Source organism: Streptomyces indicus, from assembly GCF_900100315.1.
In the GTDB taxonomy this organism is placed as follows: domain Bacteria; phylum Actinomycetota; class Actinomycetes; order Streptomycetales; family Streptomycetaceae; genus Streptomyces; species Streptomyces indicus.
Map to the genome: position 1 here is coordinate 1 of NZ_FNFF01000004.1, position 26472 is coordinate 26472.

Annotated in this window: 25 protein-coding genes; 11 read left to right on the top strand and 14 right to left on the bottom strand. The window is 71.9% G+C overall.

Annotation, left to right across the window (positions count from 1 at the left end; all coding sequences use genetic code 11):
• Positions 1–246 precede the first annotated feature (246 nt).
• The 3 genes from BLT97_RS12065 to BLT97_RS12080 all read right to left on the bottom strand — a co-directional run bounded on the left by BLT97_RS12065 (position 247) and on the right by BLT97_RS12080 (position 3811).
• Positions 247–837, bottom strand: coding sequence for a hypothetical protein (locus BLT97_RS12065; RefSeq protein ID WP_093609091.1), 591 nt, complete (start codon positions 835–837; stop codon positions 247–249).
• Positions 838–1817: 980 nt separating this feature from the next.
• Complete coding sequence (locus BLT97_RS12075; RefSeq protein WP_093609093.1) at positions 1818–2519, bottom strand: hypothetical protein; 702 nt, start codon at positions 2517–2519, stop codon at positions 1818–1820.
• 350 nt (positions 2520–2869) lie between these two features.
• The gene (locus BLT97_RS12080; RefSeq protein ID WP_093609095.1) at positions 2870–3811 is read right to left on the bottom strand and encodes an alpha/beta hydrolase; all 942 of its coding nucleotides are present in this window, start codon (positions 3809–3811) and stop codon (positions 2870–2872) included.
• A 244-nt stretch (positions 3812–4055) separates the two neighbouring features.
• Between BLT97_RS12080 and BLT97_RS12085 the strand changes: the two genes are divergently transcribed.
• A complete protein-coding gene (locus BLT97_RS12085; protein WP_245769282.1) occupies positions 4056–4496 on the top strand; it encodes a MarR family winged helix-turn-helix transcriptional regulator in 441 nt (146 codons plus the stop codon).
• Positions 4497–4545: 49 nt separating this feature from the next.
• On the opposite strand, the gene BLT97_RS12090 is transcribed toward BLT97_RS12085, so the two are convergent.
• Both BLT97_RS12090 and clpX read right to left on the bottom strand, forming a co-directional pair.
• Entirely contained in the window at positions 4546–5184 is a 639-nt protein-coding gene (locus BLT97_RS12090; protein WP_093609099.1) for a LysE family translocator, read from the bottom strand.
• Positions 5185–5337: 153 nt separating this feature from the next.
• Positions 5338–6588, bottom strand: a complete 1251-nt coding sequence (gene clpX / locus BLT97_RS12095; protein ID WP_093609101.1) for an ATP-dependent Clp protease ATP-binding subunit ClpX — start codon at positions 6586–6588, stop codon at positions 5338–5340.
• A gap of 236 nt (positions 6589–6824) precedes the next feature.
• Between clpX and BLT97_RS12100 the strand changes: the two genes are divergently transcribed.
• From BLT97_RS12100 to BLT97_RS12110, 3 genes are all read left to right on the top strand, one after another.
• Positions 6825–8129 (top strand): TetR/AcrR family transcriptional regulator, encoded by a 1305-nt coding sequence (locus tag BLT97_RS12100; protein WP_245769283.1) that lies wholly within the window; start codon positions 6825–6827, stop codon positions 8127–8129.
• Positions 8130–8314: 185 nt separating this feature from the next.
• Positions 8315–10336, top strand: coding sequence for an NADPH-dependent 2,4-dienoyl-CoA reductase (locus BLT97_RS12105; RefSeq protein WP_093609105.1), 2022 nt, complete (start codon positions 8315–8317; stop codon positions 10334–10336).
• A gap of 13 nt (positions 10337–10349) precedes the next feature.
• Positions 10350–10889 carry a PadR family transcriptional regulator gene (locus BLT97_RS12110; RefSeq protein WP_093609107.1) on the top strand — a complete coding sequence of 180 codons (540 nt, stop codon included), beginning with the start codon at positions 10350–10352 and terminating at the stop codon, positions 10887–10889.
• Positions 10890–10903: 14 nt separating this feature from the next.
• Here the strand turns inward: BLT97_RS12110 and BLT97_RS12115 are convergent, their stop codons facing one another.
• Positions 10904–11143: a DUF2277 domain-containing protein gene (locus BLT97_RS12115; protein WP_093609109.1), complete on the bottom strand. Its 240-nt coding sequence runs from the start codon at positions 11141–11143 to the stop codon at positions 10904–10906.
• Between the two features lie 98 nt (positions 11144–11241).
• On the opposite strand from BLT97_RS12115, the gene BLT97_RS12120 reads away from it, so the two are divergent.
• Positions 11242–11592 carry a hypothetical protein gene (locus tag BLT97_RS12120; RefSeq protein ID WP_093609111.1) on the top strand — a complete coding sequence of 117 codons (351 nt, stop codon included), beginning with the start codon at positions 11242–11244 and terminating at the stop codon, positions 11590–11592.
• Between the two features lie 21 nt (positions 11593–11613).
• On the opposite strand, the gene BLT97_RS12125 is transcribed toward BLT97_RS12120, so the two are convergent.
• Positions 11614–12276 carry a DedA family protein gene (locus BLT97_RS12125; protein WP_176953740.1) on the bottom strand — a complete coding sequence of 221 codons (663 nt, stop codon included), beginning with the start codon at positions 12274–12276 and terminating at the stop codon, positions 11614–11616.
• A 259-nt stretch (positions 12277–12535) separates the two neighbouring features.
• Between BLT97_RS12125 and BLT97_RS12130 the strand changes: the two genes are divergently transcribed.
• On the top strand, positions 12536–13102 hold the full coding sequence (locus BLT97_RS12130; protein ID WP_093609115.1) for a superoxide dismutase family protein: 567 nt from the start codon (positions 12536–12538) through the stop codon (positions 13100–13102).
• On the opposite strand, the gene BLT97_RS12135 is transcribed toward BLT97_RS12130, so the two are convergent.
• The 4 genes from BLT97_RS12135 to BLT97_RS12150 form a co-directional block, all read right to left on the bottom strand.
• Positions 13068–13574, bottom strand: coding sequence for a DoxX family protein (locus BLT97_RS12135; RefSeq protein ID WP_093609117.1), 507 nt, complete (start codon positions 13572–13574; stop codon positions 13068–13070). The two genes, BLT97_RS12130 and BLT97_RS12135, sit on opposite strands and share 35 nt — an antisense overlap.
• Positions 13575–13642: 68 nt before the next feature.
• Entirely contained in the window at positions 13643–15568 is a 1926-nt protein-coding gene (locus BLT97_RS12140; RefSeq protein ID WP_245769284.1) for an FAD/NAD(P)-binding protein, read from the bottom strand.
• A 305-nt stretch (positions 15569–15873) separates the two neighbouring features.
• Complete coding sequence (locus tag BLT97_RS12145) at positions 15874–17523, bottom strand: alkaline phosphatase D family protein (RefSeq protein ID WP_093609909.1); 1650 nt, start codon at positions 17521–17523, stop codon at positions 15874–15876.
• A gap of 109 nt (positions 17524–17632) precedes the next feature.
• On the bottom strand, positions 17633–18280 hold the full coding sequence (locus BLT97_RS12150) for an HNH endonuclease family protein (protein WP_093609119.1): 648 nt from the start codon (positions 18278–18280) through the stop codon (positions 17633–17635).
• 496 nt (positions 18281–18776) lie between these two features.
• On the opposite strand from BLT97_RS12150, the gene BLT97_RS12155 reads away from it, so the two are divergent.
• The 3 genes from BLT97_RS12155 (at position 18777) to BLT97_RS12165 (ending at position 20841) form a co-directional block, all read left to right on the top strand.
• The gene (locus BLT97_RS12155; protein WP_093609121.1) at positions 18777–19358 is read left to right on the top strand and encodes a TMEM165/GDT1 family protein; all 582 of its coding nucleotides are present in this window, start codon (positions 18777–18779) and stop codon (positions 19356–19358) included.
• Positions 19359–19698: 340 nt separating this feature from the next.
• The gene (locus BLT97_RS12160) at positions 19699–20370 is read left to right on the top strand and encodes an HAD-IA family hydrolase (RefSeq protein ID WP_093609123.1); all 672 of its coding nucleotides are present in this window, start codon (positions 19699–19701) and stop codon (positions 20368–20370) included.
• A 138-nt stretch (positions 20371–20508) separates the two neighbouring features.
• Positions 20509–20841, top strand: a complete 333-nt coding sequence (locus BLT97_RS12165; RefSeq protein WP_093609125.1) for an antibiotic biosynthesis monooxygenase family protein — start codon at positions 20509–20511, stop codon at positions 20839–20841.
• 96 nt (positions 20842–20937) lie between these two features.
• On the opposite strand, the gene BLT97_RS38465 is transcribed toward BLT97_RS12165, so the two are convergent.
• Positions 20938–21555, bottom strand: coding sequence for a hypothetical protein (locus BLT97_RS38465; protein ID WP_245769285.1), 618 nt, complete (start codon positions 21553–21555; stop codon positions 20938–20940).
• Between the two features lie 9 nt (positions 21556–21564).
• Positions 21565–22287, bottom strand: a complete 723-nt coding sequence (locus BLT97_RS12175; RefSeq protein WP_093609127.1) for a hypothetical protein — start codon at positions 22285–22287, stop codon at positions 21565–21567.
• A gap of 93 nt (positions 22288–22380) precedes the next feature.
• On the opposite strand from BLT97_RS12175, the gene BLT97_RS12180 reads away from it, so the two are divergent.
• Complete coding sequence (locus BLT97_RS12180) at positions 22381–22902, top strand: GNAT family N-acetyltransferase (protein WP_093609129.1); 522 nt, start codon at positions 22381–22383, stop codon at positions 22900–22902.
• Positions 22903–22949: 47 nt separating this feature from the next.
• On the opposite strand, the gene BLT97_RS12185 is transcribed toward BLT97_RS12180, so the two are convergent.
• Positions 22950–25016: an MDR family MFS transporter gene (locus tag BLT97_RS12185; RefSeq protein WP_093609131.1), complete on the bottom strand. Its 2067-nt coding sequence runs from the start codon at positions 25014–25016 to the stop codon at positions 22950–22952.
• Positions 25017–25235: 219 nt separating this feature from the next.
• On the opposite strand from BLT97_RS12185, the gene BLT97_RS12190 reads away from it, so the two are divergent.
• Positions 25236–26369: a peptidoglycan-binding domain-containing protein gene (locus tag BLT97_RS12190; RefSeq protein ID WP_143041330.1), complete on the top strand. Its 1134-nt coding sequence runs from the start codon at positions 25236–25238 to the stop codon at positions 26367–26369.
• The last annotated feature ends 103 nt before the right edge of the window (positions 26370–26472 follow it).

Consider the following 26472-nt stretch of genomic DNA (forward strand, 5'->3'; position numbering starts at 1 on the left):
ACATCCATTCACATCAACGGATAGAGAGTCCACATTCGAGGGAGTCTAGTCCTTACAAGGCGGATGTCGGCGGTTCGAAACCGTCCGCGCCCACCAGCGCAAAGACCCCCAGTCGATCAAGACTGGGGGTCTTTGACGTTCAGGTGCCCGGAATTGCTTGAACAGCGCCAACACCCGGCACTAGCGGCTCCTCGGACAGCTCAGCCCTCGACCGTTGATGTGAGCTGCAGTGAGACTACGAGCCAGTCATGTCATCTCGAGGGCAGGAGGATGTACCTCCAGGATGACTGCGGTGCCGGCCACGGTTCGGTCCTCATGCATGGTGATCTGCTGACCGGGCCGGACGTCCGTCCAGTGGGACGGTGTGAGGGGCACGAGTCGAACCGTGGCCTTCCCGCCGGGTTCCAGGAAGGGCAGGTCTTCAACCCAGAGCGCCGCGATGCTGACCGCGGCGTCGCCGGTGGGTGAGGTGTGTCCGATGTCCCACATGGGGCGAAGAACACCAGCGCCTGAGATTGCAGTGGTGCGTCGCGCCTCGCCGGCAGGGCGGAGCGTCAGATCGGCTCGGATCACGCCGTTCCGAATCTCGGAGCAGCGCCAACGGCACCAGGCCGCGCTCCGCTCAAGCCTGAGCTGCCCAGCCGCTTCGGCAAGCGCCTCCCAGAACGCCAGCGGCAGCGCCCCTTCATCCCGCAGCTCCTCCAGCAGGCCCAGGGCGATCTCCCACTCGTCGTGGACGAGGTAGTCCCAGATGTCTCGCACCGTGATGTCGTTCTCGGTGGCAGTCTCTTCCGGAACCAACAGGGAAGCTGATTCGAGCAGTTCAGGGACGTTCATGCGCTCATTGTCGACCAAGGGATCGTAAGCATGGCCGGGTTGGTAGATGCCTTCTCCACGGGGTCAAGGCGCCCGCACGCGGGGCGCGCGCCGCTCTCGTCCTGCCGGCACAGCCGGAAGGTCCTGGCGTGCGATGGGAGGCCCGGGCTGTTCACCGTGAGACCCGTCAGGTGCAACCCAGGGGATGAGCAGGGACACCTCGATCCACCCCTTGGTCGACCAGCGACAGCACCTCGCACCGGGGAGGATGTCGTGCTCGGAACCATTGACCATGAAGGCACGCTCGACAGGCGACAGCCCGTCGGTCACGAGGAAACTCATGCATGGATCATCACAGCCGAGGCCTCGGCGGTCCTCCGTGCTCCTCAGCGACCACACTGCCGGGGGCCCGCATCGAGGGTGTCGCAGGTACAGCGGTCGACCCTAGGGCGACGGCGTGCGCAACGAACGACACGAAGAGCGGCTCTCCGAGACCGAGATAGAGCTGTTCCTCCAGTACCTCCACCGGTTCGCGAGATCCCATCTCTGACATCGATCGCGACAGCTACCACCGCCCGTGAGTGGCGCTGGGCCGAGTGACCAACTGAGTGCGTGAGGGAGTCCCGCCATGACCATGAATCTGCATGACTTCGACGGCCAGTTCTCGCTGACCGGCTCGAATTCGACAGTGAGGCCGGTATGTTCTGCGCACTCGGAGCCGCAAGCGACCTCACCGGCTCAAAGCCGCCATGGAGCCTGTCATCACAAGTCCCGAGGCAGTCCGCGAAATTGTTGCCCGCGCGGAGGCTTCAGGTTTCGAGTTCGACGACTGAGGCCTCGACGCCCCCCGTGCCAGGTTGAGCAGGGAGCCACGGGAAACACCGGGTGACCGATCAGCTCGACTGGAGATCGCGGACCCACTCCGCCGCAGCTCAGGCGCCCAAGAGGCCCTAGAACATCTGAGCTTCCCAAGCTGCGAGTTCAGTCCTCGGCGTTCTGCTTTATTTCGCTGTGCCAGTCAGGGCGTCACTGATCTCCAAGAGGCGTTCGGTGGGCAGGGCGAAGGCGTTGCCCGGGTTTCGGTACGAGTGTCCGCCGTCGTTGATCCAGGCACCTCCCTCCCACCGCCACTGAGCTGAAGTCCACAGGCCCTGGTTCTCTACCAGGATGTCGGCTACTTCCGCAGGCTCTTCGATCACGGTGAGCGCGGCAAGCGCGGCCGTGAGCAGTCCAGTTGCCTCTTCGGGGATGTCAGCGTCTCCGAGCGCAGGGAAGAGCAGCAACAGCCTGGCGTCGAAACCGTCGGGCCCGTCGGCGGCCGGCCGCCGGGCAGTGGACAGAAGTTCCGGCCAGGAGATCCCCGGGCCCATGAAGTGTCCGTCGACTGCGGCGAGGGATTCTGCCTCGGGCCACGTCTGGTGGTGGATCAGGTAGTCCACCCCGCGTTCGCCTTCGTAGTTGCGGTAGACGATGTGGATGGTGTGCCCGGAGGGCAGCGGCACAGTGAACACCGGCCACGCATCCTGGGCCGAGAGGGCGCTTAGAAGCTCCCTGGCGGCGTCCCAGTCGGCGCCGAACGCAGCCCGCTGCGCGTCCTCACCACGCAAGCCGGCACCGAGGTGCACAGGCCAGAACAATGGGTTGCTCATGTAGGCATCGCCCTGGACCAGCGGGCCACCCTCATATCCGGGGATCTTCAGCATCTGAGGATGATGACACGCAGGGATGCCGGGCCTTCTGGGGCCGTCCGAGGCCAAGCACCAACAGCCACCAAGCACCAACACCACCAAGCACCAACAACAGCCATAGGTATCAGGGCGGTTGATGATCGGATCAGGTCTGCCGCAGCAGACCATCCCCGCTGAGGGGCACCATCGCCGCATCACTGGTCCTGGCGCTGCAGGCCGGCGGTGTCGGCCGCGGTGACGAAGCCAGGCCACTTGAGGGCAGGCGACGGAGCCAGGCCACTTGAGGGCAGGCAAGGTGGGCCGGAGCCGTTGACGCCGGCTCCGGCCCATCCAGCAGTGTGAGCCCGCGGGACGGCCGGTGGGGGTCAGATGGCGGCAGGGTGGGGCGGGGCGGGATTCAGGTCTGCCTCGAGCGGGGCGTTCAGGTGCGCGGTGAGGAAGTGGGCGGCTCGGTCCAGGGCGGTGTCGGCCTCGTCGAGGCGGCCGTGGTGTGTCTGGTAGACGTGCGGGAGGCCGGGGCCTATCTCCAGTGTGGTCTCGACGTCGGCGGCGCCGGCGCGGGCGGCCAGGCGGACCGCGTCGTCGAGCAGCACTTCGTTCGCCCCCACCTGGACGAGCAGTGGCGGCAGGCCGGACAGGTCGGCGAAGACCGGGCTGGCCAGCGGGTGGCTGCGGTCGCCCGCGCCGACGTAGAGGTCCGCGTACGCGCGCACGTCGGCCTGGGTGAAGATCGGGTCGGCCGCCTCCTTGGTGCGCATGCTGGCCCCGGAGAGGGTCAGGTCGACCCACGGCGAGAAGACGACCGCGGCGGCCGGCTGAGGGAGCCCGGCCTCCCGGGCGGCGAGCAGGGTCGCGATGCTCAGGCCGCCGCCCGCGGAGTCGCCGGCCACCACGATCTCCCTCGGGTCGACGCCCGCCGTCAGCAGGTCGCGGTAGGCGGCGAGCCCGTCGTCGACGGCCGCGGGGAACGGGTGCTCGGGCGCCAGCCGGTAGTCGACCGAGGTGGTGCGCAGCCCTGCGCGGGCCGCGAGTTCGCCGGCCAGTCCCGTGTGGGTGTCCGGTGAGCCGATCACATAGCCGCCGCCGTGGAGATAGAGCAGCCGGCCGCGGTCGGCTGCGCCGGCCGGTTCCAGTTCCAGGGCCGGGCGGCCGCCCAGGACGGTTCTGCGGACGGTGACGCTCTCGGGTGCCGGTCGCGTCATGGCGGCGGCGAAGGAGGTGCGCTGTTCGGCGGGGGTGAGCGGAGTTTCGCTGCGCGGGACGGAGCGGAGCAGGGCGTCCAGGGCTTGGCGCTGACGGCGGGACATGGCGGGCCTCCATCGGTCGGGATGCGAGGATGGATTCCTTGGAATTCATTGGGTCCCGGCAGGGGCCGGCGGGTCCGGCGAGTTCTGTCGGGTCCGGCGGTTCTGTCAGGTCCGTCGAGTCCGTCGAGTCCGGTGGGTCTGGCGGATCTGTCAGGTTCCGTCGGTCGGGTCCGTTGGAATCCATCTGTTCGTCACCAACCGCGTTCCAGGGAAGATGATTCCTGGGAATCTATATGGAGTCTCTGTGAGCCGCGTCACTCCCGTCGCCCCCGTCTTCTACGATCTCGTCCGCGTGGAGACCCGGCTCTACAACGCGGTGAGCGCCAGGCTGCGCACCGAACACGGCCTGGGGCTGGGGGAGTTCGAGTTCCTGCAGATCATCGACCGCGTCGACGGGTGCCGGGTACTCGACATCGCGGGTGAACTGGCCATCACCGTGGGCGCCGTCAGCAAGGCCGTGGACCGGCTGGTGGCCGCGGGCCGGTGTGTGCGGGTCGCGCACCCGCAGGACCGCCGCTCCTCCGTGCTCCGCCTCACGCCCGAGGGGGAGGAGCTGCTGTCGGCCGCGCGGCCCGTGGTCGAGGAGACGCTCGCGTCTCTGACCGCGGTGGTTTCTCCCGCCGATCTCAAGGGACTTGCGGCCACGCTGGCCGTCCTTCGTGCCGCCCTTGAGGAGGGTGAATAGGGCGGCGTGAGGCGGCGGCCGAGGGGGCGCCCAAGGAGGGCGGGGTGGTTCAGTCCTTGCGGCCCGTCACCGCCACCGTGACCCCCAGGCCGATCATCGCGAGCCCGCCCGTGCCGCCGACCATCGTGAGGCGGCGGGGGGAACGGGCGAACCAGGTGCGGGCCGAGGCGGCGGTCAGGCCCCACGCGCTGTCGCAGAGCACCGCGATCAGGTTGAAGACCAGGCCGAGCAGGAGCATCTGGGCCGGGACGTGGCCGGCCGTGCGGTCCACGAACTGGGGCAGGACCGCGGCGAAGAAGACGATGGTCTTCGGGTTCGCCACGCCGACCGCGAAGCCCTCCCAGAGCGTGCGCATCCCGCCGCGCTCGGGGGCGTCTCCGGTGAACTCGGCGACCAGGGAGCGCCGTTCGCGGAAGGCCTTCACGCCCAGGTACACGAGGTATGCGGCGCCGATGAGCTTCAGTGCGGTGAAGACCAGGACGGAACGTTCCACGATCGCGCCGACGCCGAGGGCCACGGCGATGACCAGGACGTACGCGCCGAGCGTGTTGCCCAGGACCGTGGTCAGGGCGGCCCGGCGGCCGTGCGCGAGTGCGCGCCCGATCACGAACAGGACGCTGGGGCCGGGGACGACTATCAGGAGGAAGGACATCGCGGCGAAGGCGAGCAGGTTCTCGGTGGCGGGCATGCCTCCATGGAAACACCGATGCGGGCGGCGTGGGACACCGTCCGGTACGTGGACCGCCCGCGCTGCCCGGGGTGCGGTGGGCTACGCCGACCGGCAGCTGGTCGGCCGGGTGCGGTGAGTGGTGCGCGCCTGACCGACCCGGTGCGCGGCGCGCTACGCCGACTGTTCGTCCCAGCCCTCCGCCGGCCGCGGGATCAGCGTCGGGTTCACATGATCGAGGACCGTCTCGCGGGTGATCACGACGCGGGCCACGTCGTCGCGGCTCGGGACCTCGTACATCACGTTGAGGAGGACCTCCTCCAGGACGCTGCGGGCCGCGCGCGCCCCCGTCCGGCGCAGCAGCGCCTGGTCGGCGACCGCGGCGACCGCCTCGTCGGTGAACTCCAGCTCCACGCCGTCGAGTTGGAAGAGCTTCTGGTACTGCTTGATCAGCGCGTTGCGCGGCTCGGTGAGGATGCGGATCAGGGCCGTACGGTCCAGCGGGTGCACCGTCGTCGTGAGCGGCAGCCGGCCGACGAACTCCGGGATCAGGCCGAACTCGCGCAGATCCTCTGCCGTCAGCTCGTTCAGTGGCTGGGGCGAGCGCAGGGGCGTCGGGCCGAAGCCGATCGACCGGCGGGACGAGCGGCGTTCGATGATCTCCTCGAGGCCCGCGAAGGCGCCGCCGACGATGAACAGGACCTGGGAGGTGTCGAGTTGGATGAACTCCTGGCCCGGGTGCTTGCGCCCGCCCTGCGGCGGGATCGAGGCGACCGTGCCTTCGAGGATCTTGAGCAGGGCCTGCTGCACCCCTTCGCCGCTGACGTCGCGCGTCACCGAGGGGCCCTCGCTCTTGCGCGCCACCTTGTCGATCTCGTCGATGTAGATGATCCCGCGCTGCGCCCGCTCGATGTCGTGGTCGGCCGCCTGGACCAGCTTGAGCAGGATGTTCTCCACGTCCTCGCCGACGTATCCCGCCTCGGTGAGCGCCGTGGCGTCGGCGATCGCGAAGGGCACGTCGAGGATCCGGGCCAGCGTCTGGACCAGGTACGTCTTGCCGCAGCCGGTCGGGCCGACGAGGAGGACGTTGGACTTGCCGAGCTCCACGTCGGCGTCGGCGAACGCGCTGTTCCGCAGCCGCTTGTAGTGGTTGTAGACCGCTACGGCCAGGGTGCGCTTGGCCTCCTCCTGGCCGACGACGTAGCTCTCCAGATGCGCGAAGATCTCGCGGGGCGTGGGCAGTTCGGCCGGTGCGTCGCCCGGCGCCTCCACGAGGTCCTCCGCGATGAGCTCGTTGCACAGCCCGACGCACTCGTCGCAGATGCAGATACCGCCCGGGCCCGCGATGAGCTTGCGGACGGACTTCTGGCTCTTCCCGCAGAACGTGCAGGTCAACAAGGAGCCGCTGTCACCGGCGCGTGCCACTCGGATTCGTCTCCCTCGGCCCCGTGACGGGGTTGTGTCGGTTCTGCCCCGCCCGCGTGGCAGGGGCGCGTCGTGCCCCCGGGGCGAGGGTGCCTGGTGCCCCCGCGGCAGGGATGCGTCGTATTTCAAATGACGGCATCATCTGAATCACCTGGTGGTGACGGTAACGTGACCGGGGCGCCGACGGCAACGTGCCCGGCGAAACAGCCCAACTGCCCGGCGGGGCAGGCGGAAAGGTGAGGACGGGGACGATGGCCCGGCTCGGCAGAGGGCTCAGCAGGCTTCAGCTGCAGGCGCAGAACCGGGCGAAGGTGCTCGCCGCGGCCCGCGCCGAGTTCGCCGCGCGCGGCTTCGAGGGGGCGAAGGTCGACGCCATCGCCGAGCGCGCCGGGCTCACGCGCGGCGCCGTCTACTCGAACTTCTCCGGCAAGCGGGCGCTCTACTTCTCCGTCCTGGCCGACCTGGCGGAGGGTGCGCCCGCGCCGCGGCGCCCCGAGCCGCCCGCCACCCCCGCCGCAGCGCTCGGCGCCTACGCCCGCATCCTGCTCACCGGCCTGCCGCTGACGTCCGAGCACGGGCGGCTCGGCAGCCGGCTCCAGCAGGAGATCCTCGCCGAGGAGGCCACGCGCAGCGCGTATGCCCAACTGCTCAAGCTGGACGCGGTGGTGCTCGGCCTGTGCCTGGAGGAGGTGCACCGCCGGGGGGCGAGCGCGGCGGCGCCGCGTAGGGTGCGCAGCCGGGAGCCGGGTTCGGCGCCGCGTGTGGTGCGCAGCCCGGATCCGGGTGCGGCGCCACGTATGGTGCGGGCCGCCGAAGCAGCGCTCACGTTCCTGTACGGAGCGCGTCAACTTGCCGACTCCGCACCGGGTTTCGTGGACCCGTTCCACGCCGTCGCCGCCTGTGAGCGGCTCGCCGCCGTCGCGGACGACGGCTCCTGGCCGCCCGCATACCTCCCGTATGCCGCGGAGGCCGTCCCCTGCGACCGTCCCTGGGAGCCGCCGCCGGCCACGGACGTCCTGCGGGCCCGCCCCGCCCGGCTCGGCGGCGCGGACGGAGTCGTCGCCGTGCTCGGGCTCCAACGGCTCGAAGCCGTCGAGGAGTTGGTGCGCTCGGCGGAGCCCGGTGCGCAGGTCACGGCCGTCCTCGTCTCCGCCGACCCCCACGAACTCACCCCGCTCGCCCGCCTCACCCTCGCCGAGCTGCGCACCTGCGTGAGCGGTGTCTTTCCGCCGGAGACATGGCCGGCGCTGAGGATCGTGTACGACGGGACGCATGCGGTCGCGGGGGCGGTGGGCCTCGACGCGGTGGACGACGGCACCGAGGCGGCCGTACGGATCGAAGCGGGCCGCATCACGGCCTTCGCGGGCGGCCGCGGTGCCTGCCATGCCGCGGCGTCGTCATCCGCTACGGGACCGTCCGCTGCGACTGCGGAACCGTCTCCTGCCGCCACAAAGCCATCCCCTGCCGTTACGCGGACATCCCCTGCCGCTACGCGGACATCCCCTCCGCCGGTCCCGGCCGAGCGCCCCGTGCCCCACTGATCACCGGCCGCCCCTGTGCCCCGCCGACCGGCTGACCAGCTGACCGGCCGAGCGCCCCACGCCGCGCCGCCCCGATGTGACACACCCCCCACAGCTGCCCCCTACCCCTTTATGCAACCAGTTGCATAATGAGGAGTCAGCCGTCCTGCCGCGTAGCCGTCCTGCCGTGACCGAGGAGCCTCCGGATGAGTGCCTACCCCCACCTCATGACCCCCCTCGACCTGGGATTCCTCACCCTTCCCAACCGGGTCGTGATGGGTTCGATGCACATCGGCCTGGAAGAGGCCGAGCGCGGGTTCGAGCGGATGGCGGCCTTCTACGCCGAGCGCGCCCGCGGCGGCGCCGGCCTGATCGTCACCGGCGGCATCGCGCCCAACGACGCGGGACGCCCGTACGAGGGCGGCGCGAAGCTCACCACCGAGGAGGAGGCCGAGCAGCACCGCGTCGTCACCGAGGCCGTGCACGCCGAGGGCGGCCGGATCGCGCTCCAGATCCTGCACTTCGGGCGGTATGCGTACCACAAGGACCTGGTCGCGCCGAGCGCGCTTCAGGCGCCCATCTCGCCTTTCGTGCCGCACGAGTTGACCGAGGACGAGATCGAGCGGACCATCGAGGACTTCGTGCGCACGGCCGCGCTGGCGAAGAAGGCCGGGTACGACGGTGTCGAGATCATGGGCTCGGAGGGCTACCTGATCAACGAGTTCATCGCCGCGCAGACCAACCACCGCACGGACCGCTGGGGCGGCTCGTACGAGAACCGCATGCGGCTGCCCGTCGAGATCGTGCGCCGCACCCGCGCCCGCCTCGGCAAGGACTTCCTGATCGTCTACCGCCTCTCCATGCTCGACCTCGTGCCCGGCGGCTCCTCGCTCGACGAGGTCGTCGCGCTCGCCCGGCAGATCGAGGCCGCCGGTGCCAACATCCTCAACACCGGCATCGGCTGGCACGAGGCGCGCATCCCGACCATCGCCACCACCGTGCCGCGCGGCGCCTTCGCGTGGGTGACCAAGAAGGTGATGGGCGCGGTCGAGATCCCGCTCGTCACCAGCAACCGCATCAACACCCCCGAGGTGGCCGAGCAGTTGCTCGCCGACGGGCACGCCGACCTCGTCTCCCTGGCGCGGCCCTTCCTCGCCGACCCGGAGTTCGTGGCGAAGGCCGCCGAGGGCCGCGCCGAGACCATCAACACCTGCATCGGCTGCAACCAGGCCTGCCTGGACCACACCTTCAGCGGCCAGATCACCTCCTGCCTCGTGAACCCGCGCGCCTGCCACGAGACCGAGTTGGTCCTCGGCCCGGTCCGCCGCGCCAAGCACATCGCGGTCGTCGGCGCCGGTCCCGCCGGTCTCGCCTGCGCGGTCTCCGCGGCCGAACGCGGCCACCAGGTCACGCTGTTCGACGCCGCGGAGGAGATCGGCGGCCAGCTGAACGTGGCCCGCAAGGTCCCCGGCAAGCAGGAGTTCGACGAGACGCTCCGCTACTTCCGCGTGCAGCTCGAAGAGCGGGGTGTGGACGTCAAGTTGGGCGTACGCGTGGAGGCCGGCGACCTCGCCGACGGGCCGTACGACGAGATCGTGATCGCCACCGGCGTCGAGCCGCGCACGCCCCCGATCGAGGGCGTCGGCCACCCGAGCGTGCTCAGCTACCTGGACGTGCTCGCGGGCGGCGCCGAGGTGGGGGAGAAGGTCGCGCTCATCGGGGCCGGCGGCATCGGGTTCGACGTGGCCGAGTTCCTCACCGACGGCGGCGAGGGCGCGAGCGCCGATCCGGCCGTCTACTTCCGCCAGTGGGGCGTGGACATGGAGTACCGCACGCGCGGCGGGCTCGACGAGCCGCGGCGCCCCAAGCCCCCGCGCCAGGTGCACCTGCTCCAGCGCAAGGCCAGCAAGGTCGGCGCCGGCCTCGGCAAGACGACCGGCTGGATCCACCGCGCCGAGCTCAAGCACCGCGGCGTGACCATGCTCGCGGGCGTGACGTACGACCGGATCGACGACGACGGTCTGCACATCACGGTCGGCGGGGAGCGCTCGGTGCTCGACGTGGACACCGTGGTGCTGTGCGCCGGACAGGAGCCGCGCCGCGAGCTGTACGAGGCGCTCCTTGCGGCCGGCGCGAGCGTGCACGTCATCGGCGGCGCCGACGTGGCCGCCGAACTGGACGCCAAGCGGGCCATCAAGCAGGGCACCGAACTCGCCGCCTCCCTGTGACGGGCCTCCCCTCATGTCCCTGCCGCACGCGATCCTGACCGCGCTGCTCGAAAAGCCCTCGTCCGGCCTCGAGTTGACCCGCCGCTTCGACAAGTCGATCGGCTACTTCTGGTCGGCCACGCACCAGCAGATCTACCGGGAGCTGGGCCGCCTGGAGACCTCGGGGCTGATCAGGGCGCTGCCCTCGCAGGGGCCTTCGCGCGGCTCGAGGAAGGAGTACGAGGTCCTGCCGGCCGGGCGCGAGGAGCTTGCCGCCTGGGTCGCGCGCCCCGAGGACCCGCGCCCCATCCGCGACCCGCTGCTGCTTCGGGTGCGGGCCGCGGGCGTGGTCGGGCGCGCGGGCCTGGAGGAGGAGCTGCGCCGCCATCTCGCCCTCCACCGGCGGCAGTTGGCGGAGTACGAGGCGATCGAGGCGCGGGACTTCCCGGTGGGCGCGGACATCGACGTGCTCCAGCATCTGGTGCTGCGGGGCGGGATCGACCTGGAGACGTTCTGGGTGGCGTGGCTGGAGCGGGCGCTGGGGGAACTTGAGGAGGAGGGTCCGGGCGCCTGACGGTCCCGGTCAGCTCAGGCGGCGCCCTTGGCCTTCGCGCTCCCCGCACCCCGGACCACCAGGTCCTGGAGCAGTTCGCGGGTGGCCTCCGCCACCGCGTCGACGGCGCGGTCGAACACCTCCTGGTTGTGGGCGGCGGGCGCCCGGAAGCCGGAGATCTTCCGCACGTACTGCAAGGCTGCGGCGCGGATGTCCTCCTCCGTGGCGTCGTGCTCGAGGACCGGGGGACGAAGGGTCTTGATGCTGCGGCACATGGCTCCAGTGTGGCCCGTGACCGCCGCTGGAACACCCGTTCGCGTGAACTCCCGGATTCCGCTCGCCTTCGAAAATCGAACAGACGTAGCATTGCGGCGTGGCTGTGACTCCTGAGTTCCCGAGTGACCTCCTCCAGGGGCAGGAGGAGCTGCACCAGGTCCGATCAGAACTTCTGGCGCTCCTGAAGCGGCTCCCCTGGTCCGTCGTGCCCCTCGACGGCTTCAGCGACACCGCGGGCTGGCGCAAGGTGGAGCGCCCCGCCTCGCCCGGCTGGACGGAGGACGAGCAGGCCGAGGTGGAGAAGCTGCGCGAGCGGGAGCGGGAGCTCGCCGTGTTCGTCAGCGGCCACCGCTACTGGAAGGAGGTGGCCGCGCCGGACGTGGTCGACGCCCGCATGCTGCTCAAGCATGTCCACGAGCTGCCCGCGCAGCAGGGGGCCGGGGACTGACCCGGGGGCGGCCGGGGCGGCTCAGCCCGCCGTCTCCACCGTCGTCACGGCCCGCGGCCGCCGCATCAGATAGGCCGCCCCGGCGCCCGCCCCGAACAGCGCCGCGAGCGAGACGCCCGTGGCCACCCAGGTCGCGCCGAGGAGCTGGCCGCCGAAGTAGCCGAGGCCCACGCTGTACGCGGCCCAGGCCACCCCCGCGAGCGCCGACCACGGCAGGAACTCGCGTACGCGCCGGTGCGCCGCACCCGCGCCGAAGGAGACCACCGAGCGGCCGGCCGGGGCGAAGCGTGCGAGGACGACCAGTGCGCCGCCACCCCGTGCGAGTGCGGCGCCGAGACGTTCCTGCGCCGAGGCGAGGCGGCGTGAGCGGGCGAGCGCGCGGTCCCAGCGCGGGCCGCCGCGCCAGGCCAGGCGGTAGGCCGCGAGGTCGCCGAGCACCGAGGCGGTCGCCGCGCACAGGGCGAGCAGCAGCAGATCGGGTACGTCGCCCACCACTTGCGTGGCGGAGCCGGCCACCGCGCTCGAACCGGCCACGGCCCCCGTGCCGGCCGCCGCCGCGGTGGCCGCGGTGATCACCAGGAAGCCGCTCGGCAGCACCGGCAGGAACACGTCGAAGAGGATCGAGACCGCGACGACGGCATAGATCCAGGGGCTGCCGGTGAGGGCGCCCACACTGTCCAGCACGAGTCCCTCCCGGTCGGCAGTACCGCGCCGCTCGGGCGCCGCTGAAGTGCGCGTCCGTGGCATCCGGACACGGGGCAACATCAACAGCCATACAGCGTACGCACGAGGGCACGGCGCACATCCACGGGGGTGCACAGGCCCTTCGCAGGTCGTTCACCCGGCTGCCGTGCCCGATGCGGCGGCCGGTCACGAAGTCCCGTACGAACGAAGGGGGCAACAGGGGGCGTACCGGGACGGACCAGACGAAGGAGAGTCGGCGATGGTGGCAGGGATGGCGGTGGCGGGTCTGACGGCCGCGCTGCTCGCGACGACGGGCGGAACGGGGCACAGCGCGGCAGCCGCGGACTACTACTGGATGCGCGCGGAGGCCACCTTCGCGCCGCCGAGCGCGCTGATCCCGTCCACCGCGAAGACGTACGACCTCGGTCTCGTGCCCGCGGCCGGCTGGGTCGAGGTGCGCCAGCACACCGACGAGCGGGGCACGAAGGTCGCGCTGCGGGTCAAGGGGCTCAAGCCCGGCTACGCGTACGGCGCGCACGTGCACCAGAAGCCGTGCGGCACCGATCCGATGGACGCCGGCGGGCACTACCAGAACAAGGTCGACCCGGTGCAGCCCTCGAAGGACCCGAAGTACCTGAACGCGGACAACGAGATCTGGCTGGACTTCACCACGGACGAGGCCGGGAACGGCAAAGCGGCCGCGCACCACAGCTGGAACTTCCGCCGGGGCGCGGCCGCTTCGGTGGTCCTGCACCGCGAACAGGGCGGTGCGGGAGACCGGTTGGCCTGTTTCACCGTGCCGTTCGGATCGCTTCCTCGCGCTTGACGGACGCTTCGGCGCTCCCGGAGGACTCCGGGGCGGAGCCGCCCGCGGCCGTCGGCTGCGCGCCGACGCGGGCGCCGCGCGAGAAGAGCCGGTCGAGGCCGAGGGCGCCGGAGCCGGTGAAGACGAGCAGGAAGAAGGCCCAGCAGAACAGGGCGGAGGACTCGCCGCCGTTCTGCAGCGGCCACAGGGCCTCGGGCTGGTGGACCTTGAAGTACGCGTAGGCCATCGAGCCCGAGGCCAGGAACGCGGCGGGGCGGGTGGCGAGGCCGATGAGCACCAGGCCGCCGCACACGAGCTGGATCACGGCCGCGTACCAGGACGGCCAGGCGCCGATCTCCGGCGTGCTGCCGCCCATCGGGCCGCCGAGCACACCGAACAGGGTGGCCGCGCCGTGGCAGGCGAAGAGCAGTCCGACGACGATGCGGAACAGGGCGACGGCATAGGGCTGGGCGCTGTTGAGACGTCCAGTCATGGTGGGGGACTCCTTACTTCGGTCCGGGGACGAGGACCGACCTGGGGGAGCCCTAGGTTAGGTAAACCTTAGCGTGCTTGCAAGTTCAACATTCGGCCGTCGGCCGGATTCCGTTCGCCGCGCGCACCGGCCCGCGCATCCCCCAGCACCGCCCGCGCCACCGCGTCCGCGTCCGCCAGCGTCACCGAGTCCACCCCGGGCCGCGCGCCCGCCGCGGTCACCCAGTGCACCCCCTCGGCGGGCACGCCGAGCGCGTACCGCGCGGGATGCGCGGCTCCTTGACGGTCGATCAGACGGTAGGGACTCGGGGTGACGTCCAGGCCTCCGGTCTCGTAATCGCCGACGACGTGCGGGCGGCAGCGGCCCGTTTTGAGCAGGCGGGCGAGCAGCGGGTCGGCGGTGCGGCGCAGGTCCGGCTCCGGCAGCCGCGCCTCGACGAGCACGCGCGCGCTCACCTCGGAGCCCGGCACGTCGGGGGAGTGGGCGGTGAACGCGCCCTGTTCTGCGGCGACTTGCATGCGGGGCCCGACGACCGTGAGGACGCCCGCGTCGAGCAGGGCGCACATCTCCTCGATACGGCGCCGGGGCGGGCCGATCGACAGGAACGCGTTGAGCGGGGTGTACCAGCGGTCCAGGTGCTCACGGCGCGAGCGGCCGGTCAGGCCGCCGTGGTCGACGATCAGGCGCAGCTCGTTGCGCAGGTCGCGCAGTACATCGAGCGCCGCCTTGAGCGGGCCCGAGACATTGCCGCGCGCGGCCTCGGCGGCGTCCGCGCGCAGATGTCCGCCGAGCCAGCCGCGCCAGTCCTCGGGGCCGGTGAAGGTGCGTCCGCGGTACGGGCGCGAGATGCGGTCCCAGGACCAGCGGGCCGTGGGCGGCAGGCCGAACTCGGCCAGGAGCAGGGCGAGTTCGGGATCGTGGAGGCCGGCGAGGAAGCGTTCGCGGAAGGCCGTCCGCCGGTCCGCGACGAGCAGCGCTTCGTAATAGACGCACTCCACCTCCCTCGCGACCAGGGGCCAGACCTCGTCGAGGAAGTCGGGTGGATCGCCCTCGGCGGTGCGTTTGCGGAAGGCCTCGATGACGTCCTCGGTGAGCACGAGCGGGAGGTGGCGGCCGTGTGCGCCCTTCTCGTTGTCGCCGCGTGCCTGGTACGGGATGCCGCGCCGCGAGCCCGCGAGCAGCCGTGGCTCGCGGCCGGACGGCAGATAGCGCAGCCCGTGCGGGGTCCGCTCGAAGCGGCCGCCGCGGCCCCGGGTCAACAGGGCCATGTGGTCGAAGAAGTTGAGCCCGAGTCCGCGCAGGATGACCGGCTCGCCGGGTGCGAGCGAGGACAGGTCCACGTCGGCGGGGTTGGCGGGCGGGAGGTGGCGCAGGCCGTGCCGGGCGGCGTGGGCGGCGAGGCGTTCCTGGCCGCGGTCGCCGAGCGCGGGGAGGTGGCCCTGGGCGAGGACCACCGCGTCCAGGCCCTCGATACGGGTGCCGTCGTCGAGGTCGAGGCGCTGGGGGCCGTCCCCCTCCAGGCGGACCGCGCGGGCGCGGTGCACCTCGATCCGTATCCGCTCGGGCGCCCTGCGCACCGTCTCGGCGAACACCCACTCCAGATAGCGGCCGTAGAGCGCACGCGCCGGGTAGGCGTCCGGGCCGAGCGCCGTCGCCGGGTCGCGCGCCGCCCACTCGTACAGGCTCGGGCCCGGGCGGACGGGGCCCGCGCAGCTGACGCTCTCGTCCGTGAACAGCGTGACCTGGGAGGCGACGGTGTTCATCAGGAGCTCGGGGCTCTGGTCGGTGCGCCACACCTGCCCGGCGCCCGGCAGCGCGGGGTCGATCACGTGGACCGTGAGCCGGGTGTCCGGCGGCAGGAGTTCCGGCGCGGAGGCGCAGAGCCGCTCGACGACGCCGGTGCCCCGCGGTCCGGCCCCGACCACGGCGACGGCCGACTCCTGGGCGTATCGGGGTATTCGGGGTGGTACGGGCGTCGGGGACGTCGCGGGCAAGAGGTGGACTCCCGGTCGTGTGGGGCAACTTGGGCGTCACGTGGGGTGGGGGTGACGGATGAGGAAGCGGATGGTCCGCCTCATCATGCCGTCGCCGCGCCGCCTGTCGATGCCCTGACCGGAATTGCCCCGTCCGCTGTGGGGCGGATCACGCAGGTCCCGCGGAGGCACCACGGGACCCCCACAAGAACGCCATGGGGCCGCCACACCAGCCCTACGGTCACCCGCGAAACGCGCGAGCCCTTACGGCGTGAGCTGCGCGTCCTACGGCGTGAGCTGCGCGTCCTACGGCGGGAGCTGTGGTCCTACGGCGTGAGCTGCGTGTCCTCCACCGTCTCCAGGCGCGCCCCGCCGCCCCGCACCCGCTGCGCCTGATCGAGCCGCAGCCGCGAGGAGCGGCCGCGCAGGGTCAGGGTCATCAGCTGGTTGCCGAACCAGGGGCCGCCCGTCCTGCGCCACTTGATGGGCTGCTCGGCGAGCCGCCCGTGCCGCGCGAACCGCCGCCCCAGCGCACGGCCCGCCTTGCTCCAGCCGAAGCGGAAGCCCCACTTCACCGAGCGGTGGATGGAGTTGTGCACGGGGGAGCAGGTCAGCTGGAGGATGCGGGCGTCCGGCCGGTGCTCGCCGTTGGGCCAGGTCGGCTCGGCCGCGTACGCGTGGTGCACGTCCCCGGAGAGCACGCACACCGACGCCGGCGCGCCCGGGCCCGTACCCGCCTCGGCGATCAGCTCGGTCAGCGCCTCGAACGAGCGCGGGAACGCCGCCCAGTGCTCCAGGTCGCTGCGCCGCCGCAGATCCTCGGCGAACCTGGCCCAGCGCGGCCCGCGTTCACCGCGCGCGAGCGCCGCGTTCCACCCCTCGGCCTCGTGGATCAGGTGCGGGAGCAGCCACGGCAGCGAGGTGCCGATCAGCAGGTGGTCGCTCGACTCCCGGTCCGCGAGCGCCTGTTCGCGCAGCCAGGCCGCCTCGCTCTCGTCCAGCATCGCGCGCTCCGACTCCTTCAGGACGCGCGCGCCGCGGGTGTCCACCATGAGCAGCCGTACGCGCCCGAAGTCGCGCCGGTAGCTCCAGCGGGTGCGCGCGGGGTCGCGGTCGGACTCGGCGGCGAAGGTGCGCAGCGCGTCCGTGCCGTCCGGGGTTTCGCGCACGGCCGCGTACAGCTCGTCGGAGGCGAGCTCGGCCGGGGTGAGGTTGCCCAGGTGCTGGTAGACCCAGTAGGACATCAGACCGCTGAGGATCCGCTCGTTCCACCACGGGGTGGCGCGCATCTCGGCGAGCCAGGACTCGCTGGTGTTCCAGTCGTCGATCACGTCGTGGTCGTCGAAGATCATGCAGCTCGGCACGGTGGAGAGCAGCCAGCGCACCTCGGGGTCCAGCCAGGACTCGTAGTAGAGGTGCGTGTACTCCTCGTAGTCCGCGACCTGAGCCCCGGGCGGTTCGCGCAGGTCGCGCCGGGCCGCGAGCCAGCTCTTGGTGGCCTTGGAGGTCATGTCCGCGTACACCTGGTCGCCCAGCAGCACCAGGACGTCCGGGCGTACGTCGGCGGGGTGCTCGGCGAGCTTGGCCGCGAGGGTGTCCAGGGCGTCCGGACCCACCGGGTCGTGCTCGCTCGCGGGCGGCGCGGCCCAGCGGCAGGAGCCGAAGGAGATCCGCATCTGCTCGTCCGCGGCGCCCGAGGGGGTGTGGATCGTGGACGGCGGGAAGCGCGAGTCCGGCAGCGGCCACACCCGCTGCCCGTCCAGGAACACCTCGTACGCCGTCTCGGTGCCGGGGGTCAGACCGCCCACCGGTATCAGCGCATAGTGGTGCCCGGCCACCTGGAACGTGTGCTCCCGGCCTCCGGCGCCGTCGGCGCAGCGCACCTCGGCCGTGCAGGGGCGGTCGGTCTCCACCCAAATCGTCGCCGCGGCCTCGTCGACATAACGCAGCAGCGGGCCCAGGCGCAGCCGGGTCATCGTGATCACTTCCCTCCGTCGCCCGTACGGTACGGAACGACGGAGGGTCGTGGGGAGGTTCCGCCGTAACGAATCAGTCGTAGCGGATCAGCGACCGGTCAGCGACCGGTCAGCACCCGCTGAGCGCCGACTGGAGCGCGCTCTTCTCGGCCGAGTCCACGCTCAGCCCGTAGTGGTGCTTCACGTCCACCCACATCCGTACGTACATGCAGGTGTAGGCGGTGCGCGGAGGCAGCCACTCCGCCGGGTCCTGGTCGCCCTTGGCCTGGTTCACGTTGTCCGTGACGGCGATCAGCTGCGGCTGGGCGAGGTCGTTGGCGAAGCTCTGGCGCCGCGCGGTGGTCCAGCTGCTCGCGCCCGAGCGCCAGGCCTCGGCGAGCGGGATCACGTGGTCGATGTCCACATCCGATGCGGCGCTCCAGGTGGCGCCGTCGTACGGGGAGTACCAACTGCCGGACGTGGCGGCGCAGCTGGAGTCCTGCTGCACATTGGTGCCGTCGCGCTTGAGCACCACCTCGCGGGTGTTGCAGGCGCCGGACTGGGTGATCCAGTGCGGGAACTTGTCGCGGCTGTAGCCGGTCGAGGAGCCCTCGGCCTTCACGGTGAGCTCGCCCAGGTAGGTGCGGGCGGTGGTCGCGCTGATCGGGGTGGGGGGCGCGGCCTGGGCGGGCGGGCCGGTGAGCAGGCTCACAGCGGCGGCCGCGGCGGTCAGGGCGGCGAGGGCACCGGCTCGTTGACGCGCGTAGACACCGGACATGCGAACTCCCTTGGTGTGGGGGGATGTTGAGCGCTCCCCGCTGGTGTGCGAGCGCGCTCATGCTGGCGGCGCGGGATGGCGTGCAGATGTGCGCCGGGTGACAGGGTCGCGTCAACCCGATGAGCGGACAAGAGGGCGTGCACGAACCTCATCCGCCATGCCTGGCAGGGGAGTTGGTGTGCGGCGGCCGTGCGGCCGGGGTTGGTGCCGCACCGGGTCCGGGACCTAAGGCCCTGACGGCAGCGGACGTACGTCGCGTACGATGGAGGACGCAGAAGGGGAGTAGCTCTTCGCCGGACCGTCGACATACTGCTCAGCCGTCTTCCGACAGGCTGGGCCGGCGCCCGGAGCGGACCGTTCGCGGACCGCCAGCGAGACCTTCGGCAAGCAGTGCCCGTGTGCGCCTCTGCCCGGCAGGGGTGGCACCTCAGCGCGCTGCCGTGCCGAGGTGTCCGCAGCAACTCTCGGTGGGGCAGCCCCGACCGATTGAGGAACCTTGATCAGCTTCAGCGTGATGGCGCTCGTCTTCGGCGTCGTCTTCCTCGCCGAACTGCCCGACAAGACCGCGCTCGCCGGCCTCGTCCTCGGCACCCGCTACCGCGCCTCGTACGTGTTCGCCGGTGTCGCCGCGGCCTTCGCCGTGCACGTCGCGCTCGCGATCGCGGCCGGCTCGGTGCTCACCCTGCTCCCCAACCGCCTCGTCCAGGCGCTCACCGGCGTGCTCTTCCTCGCGGGCGCGGTGATGCTCCTGATGAAGAAGGACGAGGGCGAGGAAGAGGTCAGGAAGCCCGAGGACCAGTCGTTCTGGAAGGTGTCCGGGGCGGGCTTCATGCTCATCCTCGTCGCCGAGTTCGGCGATCTGACCCAGATCATGACGGCCAACCTCGCCGCCAAGTACGACGACCCGCTCTCGGTCGGCCTCGGTGCGGTGCTCGCGCTCTGGTCCGTGGCGGCCATCGGCATCATCGGCGGCAAGGCGCTGCTCAAGCGGGTGCCGCTGCGGCTCATCACCAAGATCGCGGCGATCGCCATGCTCGCCCTTGCGGGCTTCAGCCTGTACGAGGCTGTGGCGCCGTAAGCCCCCGGGCGCCGTGGGCCTGCCGGGCTTTCTGGGACTCCTGGGACTCCTGGGGCTCCTGGGCCTGCGCCGGGCCTGAGCCGGGTCTGCCGGAGCCTGTCTGCCGGGCTCCTGCCGAGGGCGCTGTGACCTGCTGTTTTATGGCGGCCTGTCCGGAATCGGGCAGGCCGCTGGCGTAGCGCCGTCCTTGTTTTGTAAGCTGTAGGAACAAAGTGGTCCTCGCCCGCACCTCCCTGACCGGCGGGCGGGACCGCTCTGTTCCCTTCCGCGGCCGCGGTCGACACCGGGCCGCGGCTTCCGCGGCCGGCACCGGCCGCGTCCCGAGCTCTGGAGACCGCCGATGACGGCCACCGAGGCCACCACCGTGCTGACCGCCCGCGCCCTGCTGCTCGACATGGACGGCACGATCGTCAACTCCGATGCGGTGGTGGAGCGTTGCTGGCGACGCTTCGCCGACAAGCACGGGCTCGACTTCGAGCAGGTCATCTCCGTCGTGCACGGCCGCCAGGGCTACGCCTCCATGGCGCTGCTGCTGCCGGACCGCCCGATGGAGGAGAACTACGCGGAGAACCGCGAGATGCTCGCGGCCGAGACCGCCGACGTCGACGGCGTGGTCCCGGTGGGCGGCGCCCCCGCCTTCATGGCCGCGCTCCAGGGCCTGCCGCACGCCCTCGTCACCTCGGCCGACGTGGCCCTGGCCACCGCCCGGATCGACGCGGCCGGGCTGCCGATGCCCGAGCACCGCATCACCGCCGAGTCGGTCTCGGCCAGCAAGCCGGACCCCGAGGGCTTCCTCAAGGGCGCGGCCCTGCTCGGCGCCGACCCGGCCGACTGCATCGTCTTCGAGGACTCCGGCGCCGGCATCGCCGCGGGCAAGGCGGCCGGGATGCGCGTGGTGGGCGTCGGCCCGCGCGCCGTGCAGTACGAGCCCACCGTGCACGTCATGGACCTTGACGAGATCAAGGTCGTCGAGGCGGCGGACGGCTCGGTGGAGCTGCACTTCAAGGGCTGACAGCTGCCCCTGGAGGGCTGAGGACCAGCGATTTCCTGACGGGCCCGGCCGCGCACCGCGCGCGGCCGGGCCCGTCTCGTATGTCCGAAGTGGGGGCTCCCGCGCGGTGCGGCGGGCGGCTGCGCGAAGATGGGCGGCATGAGCATCGTGAAGATCAACGCGCTGACCGTGCCGGCCGAGCAGCGGGAGACCCTCGAGAAGCGGTTCGCCTCGCGGGCCGGCGCCGTGGAGAGCTCTGACGGGTTCGAGTGGTTCGAGCTGCTCAAGCCGCTCGAAGGCACCGACCAGTACCTCGTCTACACGCGCTGGCGCAGCGAGGCCGACTTCCAGGCCTGGATGGAGGGCCCGATGAAGGCGGCCCACCAGGGCGGCGGCGCTGCCGAGGGCGGCGAGCGTCCGAAGCCGGCGGCCACCGGCTCGCAGGTGTGGACCTTCGAGGTCGTGCAGCAGGCCGGTCCGAAGCCCGCCTGAGCCCTCGCGGGTCAGGTCCGAAGCCCGCCCGGCAGCCGGACGGGGTGGAAGCGGGCCCTCGCCCGTTCCCACCCCGTCCGCCGTGGGCTCCAGGCATCACGTCCTGAGGAGCCGCTCGGCGAACTCGCGGTAGTCGCGCAGCGCCAGCCGCAGCCGCTCGGTGTCCGCGGCGGCGCCGCCCTCGGCGACGCCGTGCGGCCCGTCGGGGGCCGTGGCCGTCCCCTCGGCCGCCTTCGTGCCCGGGCCCTCGGACCATGAGCTGCGCAGGTTGCGGTGGCGTTCGGCCAACAGGGCCGTCAGGCGCGAGGTCGCCTCCTCGATCACCCGGTCCGCCTCGCGTACGGACTCCTGCGGTGCGTCGACGAAGGTCGTCACCGCATGCTGGAGCCGCTGCGTCAGCTTGTCCCGCTCCTCACGCGCCAGCAGTCCCGGCACGCCGTTCCCGTGGGTCTCCTCGCCTCCTGTGTGCCGGTGGGGATCCTCGTCCCCCGCGCGCCGGCCGTCCGTCCCGGCGCCGTGCCGCTGCCTGCCGTGGGCCCGCAGCCGGTCCGCGTCACCGGCGTAAGCCTGCCCGCCCGTGGGGCGCGGCGAGCCGGCGTCGCCGGCGGGGCCGCGCTCGTCCGGGGAGAGCGGCGCCTCCGCCTCGCCGGTCCGGTGCGTCCGGTCCGGTGTCCGTGGCCCGTCAGGGTCGCCGCTGTTCCATCGCTCGCCCATGATGCCCCCTCAACTCTCCTTGGTGCGCTGCCGGTTGAACATCCACGCCGGTCCGCCGCGGCCGCGGCCGGAAGGTGCGCCGGTCTCGGCCCGCGCGCCCGTGCGGTGCTTCTCGTCTGCCTCGCGCGTGTCGCCCTGGTGGTGCCTGCCGCCGGTCAGGCTCTTGCGTTCGGTCCTGCTCCGGCCGTCGGAGCGGGCGCCGGAGTGGAGCAGTTCGTGGAACATGGCGCGCGCCTCGACCATGGCCTCGCGCAGCGACTCGGTGCCGGCCTCGCCGTTGCCGTGGGCCGCCGCGTGCACCCGCCGGTAGCCGTTCACCTGGTACGCGTGGTGCACCGACAGAGCGGAGAGCTGGTCCTCATACCGCTCCCGGCCCGGGAATCCACGCTCGGCGGCCAACTCGGCCAGCAGCACGTCGACTTCGGCCACGGCCTCGCGCGGCGAGTCGACGAACCGCGCCTGGGCCGCCGCCCAACGGCTCTCGTACCGCTCCTGCTCACCGGCCGCGAGCGGCTTCGGCGTCAGGGAGCCGTGCTGCTTGACGCGCTCCTCAAGCTCTCGTTCTGCGGCCTTGGTGTCTCCGTCGTGACGAGCGACCGTGCGCTCGTACTCCGGACCGAAGCGCCGCTCCAGGCTGCGGCCGCCGCCCTGCCTGCGGGTCACGAGGAACACCGCACCGGCGATCAGAGCCACGGCGGCCACGATCACGATGACGGTCACAACTGCGGACATGCTCGCGCTCCTGTCGTGAGGGGCTGTCGCTATCCGAATAGCCCGACTTCGGAGACGAAAACCACCTGCACATCCGGTGGGCTGCCCACGAGGATGACGGGCATGAGCACCGCCTGGTCCATCGCCCCCGAACCCGTCGACTCCGCCGCCGCGAGCGCGCTCTGGCGCGCGTACTACACCGAGGTCAGCGACCGCTGGTACCTGAAGGAGACGGGCCGGCCCACCGACCCGGGCGAGCTGGAGCGCGGGATCGCCGCGGACACCGGCGACAACCTGCGGGAACCGGACGGGGTGCTCCTGGTGGCGCGTTACGGGGGCGAGCCGGCCGGCACGGCGGGGGTGCGCCGCCTCGACGCCACGACCTGCGAGCTCAAGCGGGTCTTCCTGCTGCCGCGGCTGCGCGGCAGGGGCGGCTCGGGTCTGCTCATGGACGCCGCCGAGCGGGCGGCGCGGGCGTTCGGTGCGCGCCGGCTCGTCCTCGACACCCGCCTGGACCTGATCGAGGCGCGGACGCTGTACGTGAAGCGCGGTTTCGCGGAGATCCCGGCGTACAACTCCGGCCCGTATCAGGAGATCTGGTACGGGAAAGAGCTGACGGACGTCTCAACGGGCTGACGAGAGCGCCTACTCGGGCAGACGGAGGCGGTCCCTGGGTGCGGGGCCTACGGCTGGAGGCGCGCCGCATGGTCGCGCGGTACGGCGCCCGCACCGGGCGTCTCCGCGTCCGAGCCCGAGAGCTCCGCACTCAGCTCCTCCACCAGGCGCACCAGATCGGTCGGGCGGTCGGGGCCCCACCAGTCGCCGAGCAGCTCCGCGAGGGATTCCTCGCGCGCCTTGCCGAGCCGCTGCGCCACCTCGCGGCCCGCGGGTGTGAACACCAGCCGCAGGCCCTCGCGCGAGGCGAGCCTGCGCTCCTCGAGCTGCCGGGCCGCGGCCTGGATCCGGGCGAGCGGCACGGTGGTGTTCTCGGCGAGCACCGCGGGCTCGGTGAAGCCGTGCCGCTGGATCCGGAGCAGCATCCAGCTGGCCGCGGGCAGCAAGTCCTCGCCGGCCCGCGCGGTGATCTTCTGGTAGATCTCCCGTCGGCCCTGGCGCGTGCCGAGCACCGACAGGGCGCGGTGCACCTCGTCGTGGGAGGAACGCTCGACGGGGTTGCCGGCGAGGGTCTCCGAGAGCTCGGGCGCGGTGACCGAGCCGCGCAGCTTGTCCTCGCGCAGCAGGAACGACAGCGCGAACGCGAGCAGCGCCACCGGCACCGCGTACAGGAAGACATCGGTGATCGCGGACGAGTAGCTGTGCAGGGCGGCGCCCTGGAGGTCGGGCGGGAGCTGCGCGATGGTGCGCGGGTCGTCCTCCAGGCTCTCGACCGTGAGCCCGGCGGGCAGCGTCTGCCCGGCGAGTGCGTCGCTGAGCTTGCCGTCCAGGCGGTTGGCGAACAGCGTGCCGAAGATCGCCACACCGAAGGAGGCGCCGATCGAGCGGAAGAAGGTCGCACCCGAGGTGGCGACGCCGAGATCCTCGTAACTGACGGCGTTCTGCACGATCAGGACCAGGACCTGCATGACCAGGCCGAGCCCGAGGCCGAACACGAAGAAGTACGCGTTCATCTCCCAGGTGCCGGTGGTCTCCTTCAGCTGGTGCAGGAGCAGCAGGCCGATCGAGGTGACCGCGGTGCCGGCTACGGGGAAGACCTTCCAGCGGCCCGTACGCGAGACGATCTGGCCGGAGACCGTGGACGAGAGCAGCAGGCCGAGCACCATCGGCAGCATGTGCACGCCCGACATGGTGGGCGACACACCCTTGACGACCTGGAGGAACGTCGGCAGGTAGGTCATCGCGCCGAACATCGCGAAGCCCACGACGAAGCTGATCGCCGAGGACAGCGTGAAGGTGCGGATACGGAACAGCTTCAGCGGGAGCACCGGCTCGGCGGCCTTGCGCTCCACCGCCACGAACGCCACCAGGAGCACCGCGCCGAGCACCGCGAGGCCGATGATCTGCGCCGAGCCCCAGGCCCAGGTGGTGCCGCCGAGCGAGGCCACGAGGACCAGGCAGGTGGCGACCGAGGCGATCAGGAAGGTGCCGAGGTAGTCGATCCTGTGCGGGCGGACCGTGTGCGGGATGTGCAGCGCGGCCGCGATCACCAGGAGCGCGACGACCCCGATCGGCAGGTTGATGTAGAACACCCAGCGCCAGCTCAGGTGGTCCACGAACAGGCCGCCGAGCAGCGGCCCGAGCACGCTCGTGGCGCCGAAGACGGCACCGAACAGGCCCTGGTACTTGCCGCGCTCACGCGGCGAGACGATGTCGCCGACGATGGCCATCGACAGCACCATCAGGCCGCCGCCGCCCAAGCCCTGGAGGGCACGGAAGCCGATCAGCTGCGGCATGTTCTGCGCGAGGCCGCACAGCGCCGAACCGATCAGGAAGATCACGATCGCGGTCTGGAAGAGCTTCTTGCGCCCGTAGAGGTCGCCGAGCTTGCCCCACAGCGGGGTCGCGGCGGTCGACGCCAGCATGTACGCCGTGACCACCCACGACAGATGCTGCATCCCGCCGAGGTCGCTGACGATCGTCGGCAGCGCGGTCGAGACGATGGTCTGGTCGAGTGCGGCGAGCAGCATGCCGAGCAGCAGGGCGCCGATCGACACCATGACGCCGCCGCGGGTCTGGCCGGCGCCGGGCGTGGCCACGGCCGGGGTGCCCGCGCCGCTCACCTCGTGGGCCATGGGACGCCTCCTGCTCTCTTTCTGCGCACTGCCTCTCTCCATCCTGGGCGGCATGCCCGGTTATGGCCTGTTGAGGGAGGTATACGGGGCCCGCGAGCGGGGTGGGTGCGCTGGGACTCGCGGGGCGGGGTCGGCATAATCGCGGGGAGCTTCAGGGAGCGGGGAACTCCGGGGAGCTCGAGCTCCGAGGGAGAGCTCCGAGGGAGGGGACCCACAGAGGTGAGCGGATTGACGTGCCCGCACTGCGGCACGGCCAGAGAAGCGAGCGGTGCGCCGCGGTGCGGCTGCGGCCCGCGGGCGGCGGACGCCCTGCGGCAGGAACGGTCCGCGCAGGTGGCCGCCGCGGAGGACTTCGACCCGCTGCGGATACGGCCCTATGTGTCGCTGTCGCCGGATGTGGCGCCGGTTCCGGGCGAGCAGCAGCCGGGCGGGGGAGACGGGGACGCGACGGCCGCGCTGCCGGTGGTCTACCAGCCCTCCGGCCCGCCGGCGGTCTCCGAGCCGCATCCGGCGGACGTGGACCTGTTCGTGCCGGGCGGCGCGGGTGCGGCCGGGCATGAGGCCGGGGCGTACGGGGCCGGCGGTTACGGAGCGGACGGATTCGGCGCGGCTGGTCACGGGGCGGACGGTTTCGGCGCGGCTGGTTACGGCGCGGACGGCTACGGGCCCGGTGACTACGAGGTCGAGCTCGAGCGCGCGGAGCCCCTGGTCCACCGCGAGCCCGGCGCGCACGGCAGTCGGCGGGCGCCCCGCGGCCGGCGCCGTACGACGCTGCTCGCGGTGTGCGGGGCGGCGGTGGCCGTCGTGGCGGTGGCGGCCGCGGCCACCGGACTGTTCTCCGGCGACGAGAACGACGGACGACGCGAGGAGGCCCTGCCGGACCGGTCCACGAGCGCCCCCGCGCTCAGCGTGTCGCCGAGCGAGAGCGCGAGCCCGAGCCCGTCGGCCTCCGCGTCCGCCTCGGCGAGCGCCTCGCCCTCGAAGTCGGCGAGCGCCTCGGCCACACCGAGCAGCAGGCCCAGCTCGTCGGCGCCGCAGGCCTCGCCCACGGTCAAGGTCTCGCGTTCGGCGTCAGCGCCCGCGTCCTCGCAGCCGCCGGAGCAGCCCGCCGGCACGCTCCAGCTGGGGGACAGCGGTGGCGAGGTGCGGCAGATGCAGCGGATGCTGCGGGACGTGTACGTCTACCAGGGCCCGGCGCACGGGCAGTTCGACGAGCAGACCCGGGACGCCGTGGCCACCTTCCAGGTCTGGTACGGCGTGGACGGGGACCCGCGGGGCGTCTACGGACCGGCGACGCGCTCCGCCCTGGAACGTGCGGCGGGCCGGGGGGACGGCGACGGGTCGCGGGACTGAGCGGGGCCGCTGCGGTGGCGTCGGCCACTCCTGGGCGCGGTGGCGTCGGCCACTCCATGGCTCGGCCGCGTCGGCCATCCCTCGCGCCGCTGGGTGCCCGGCG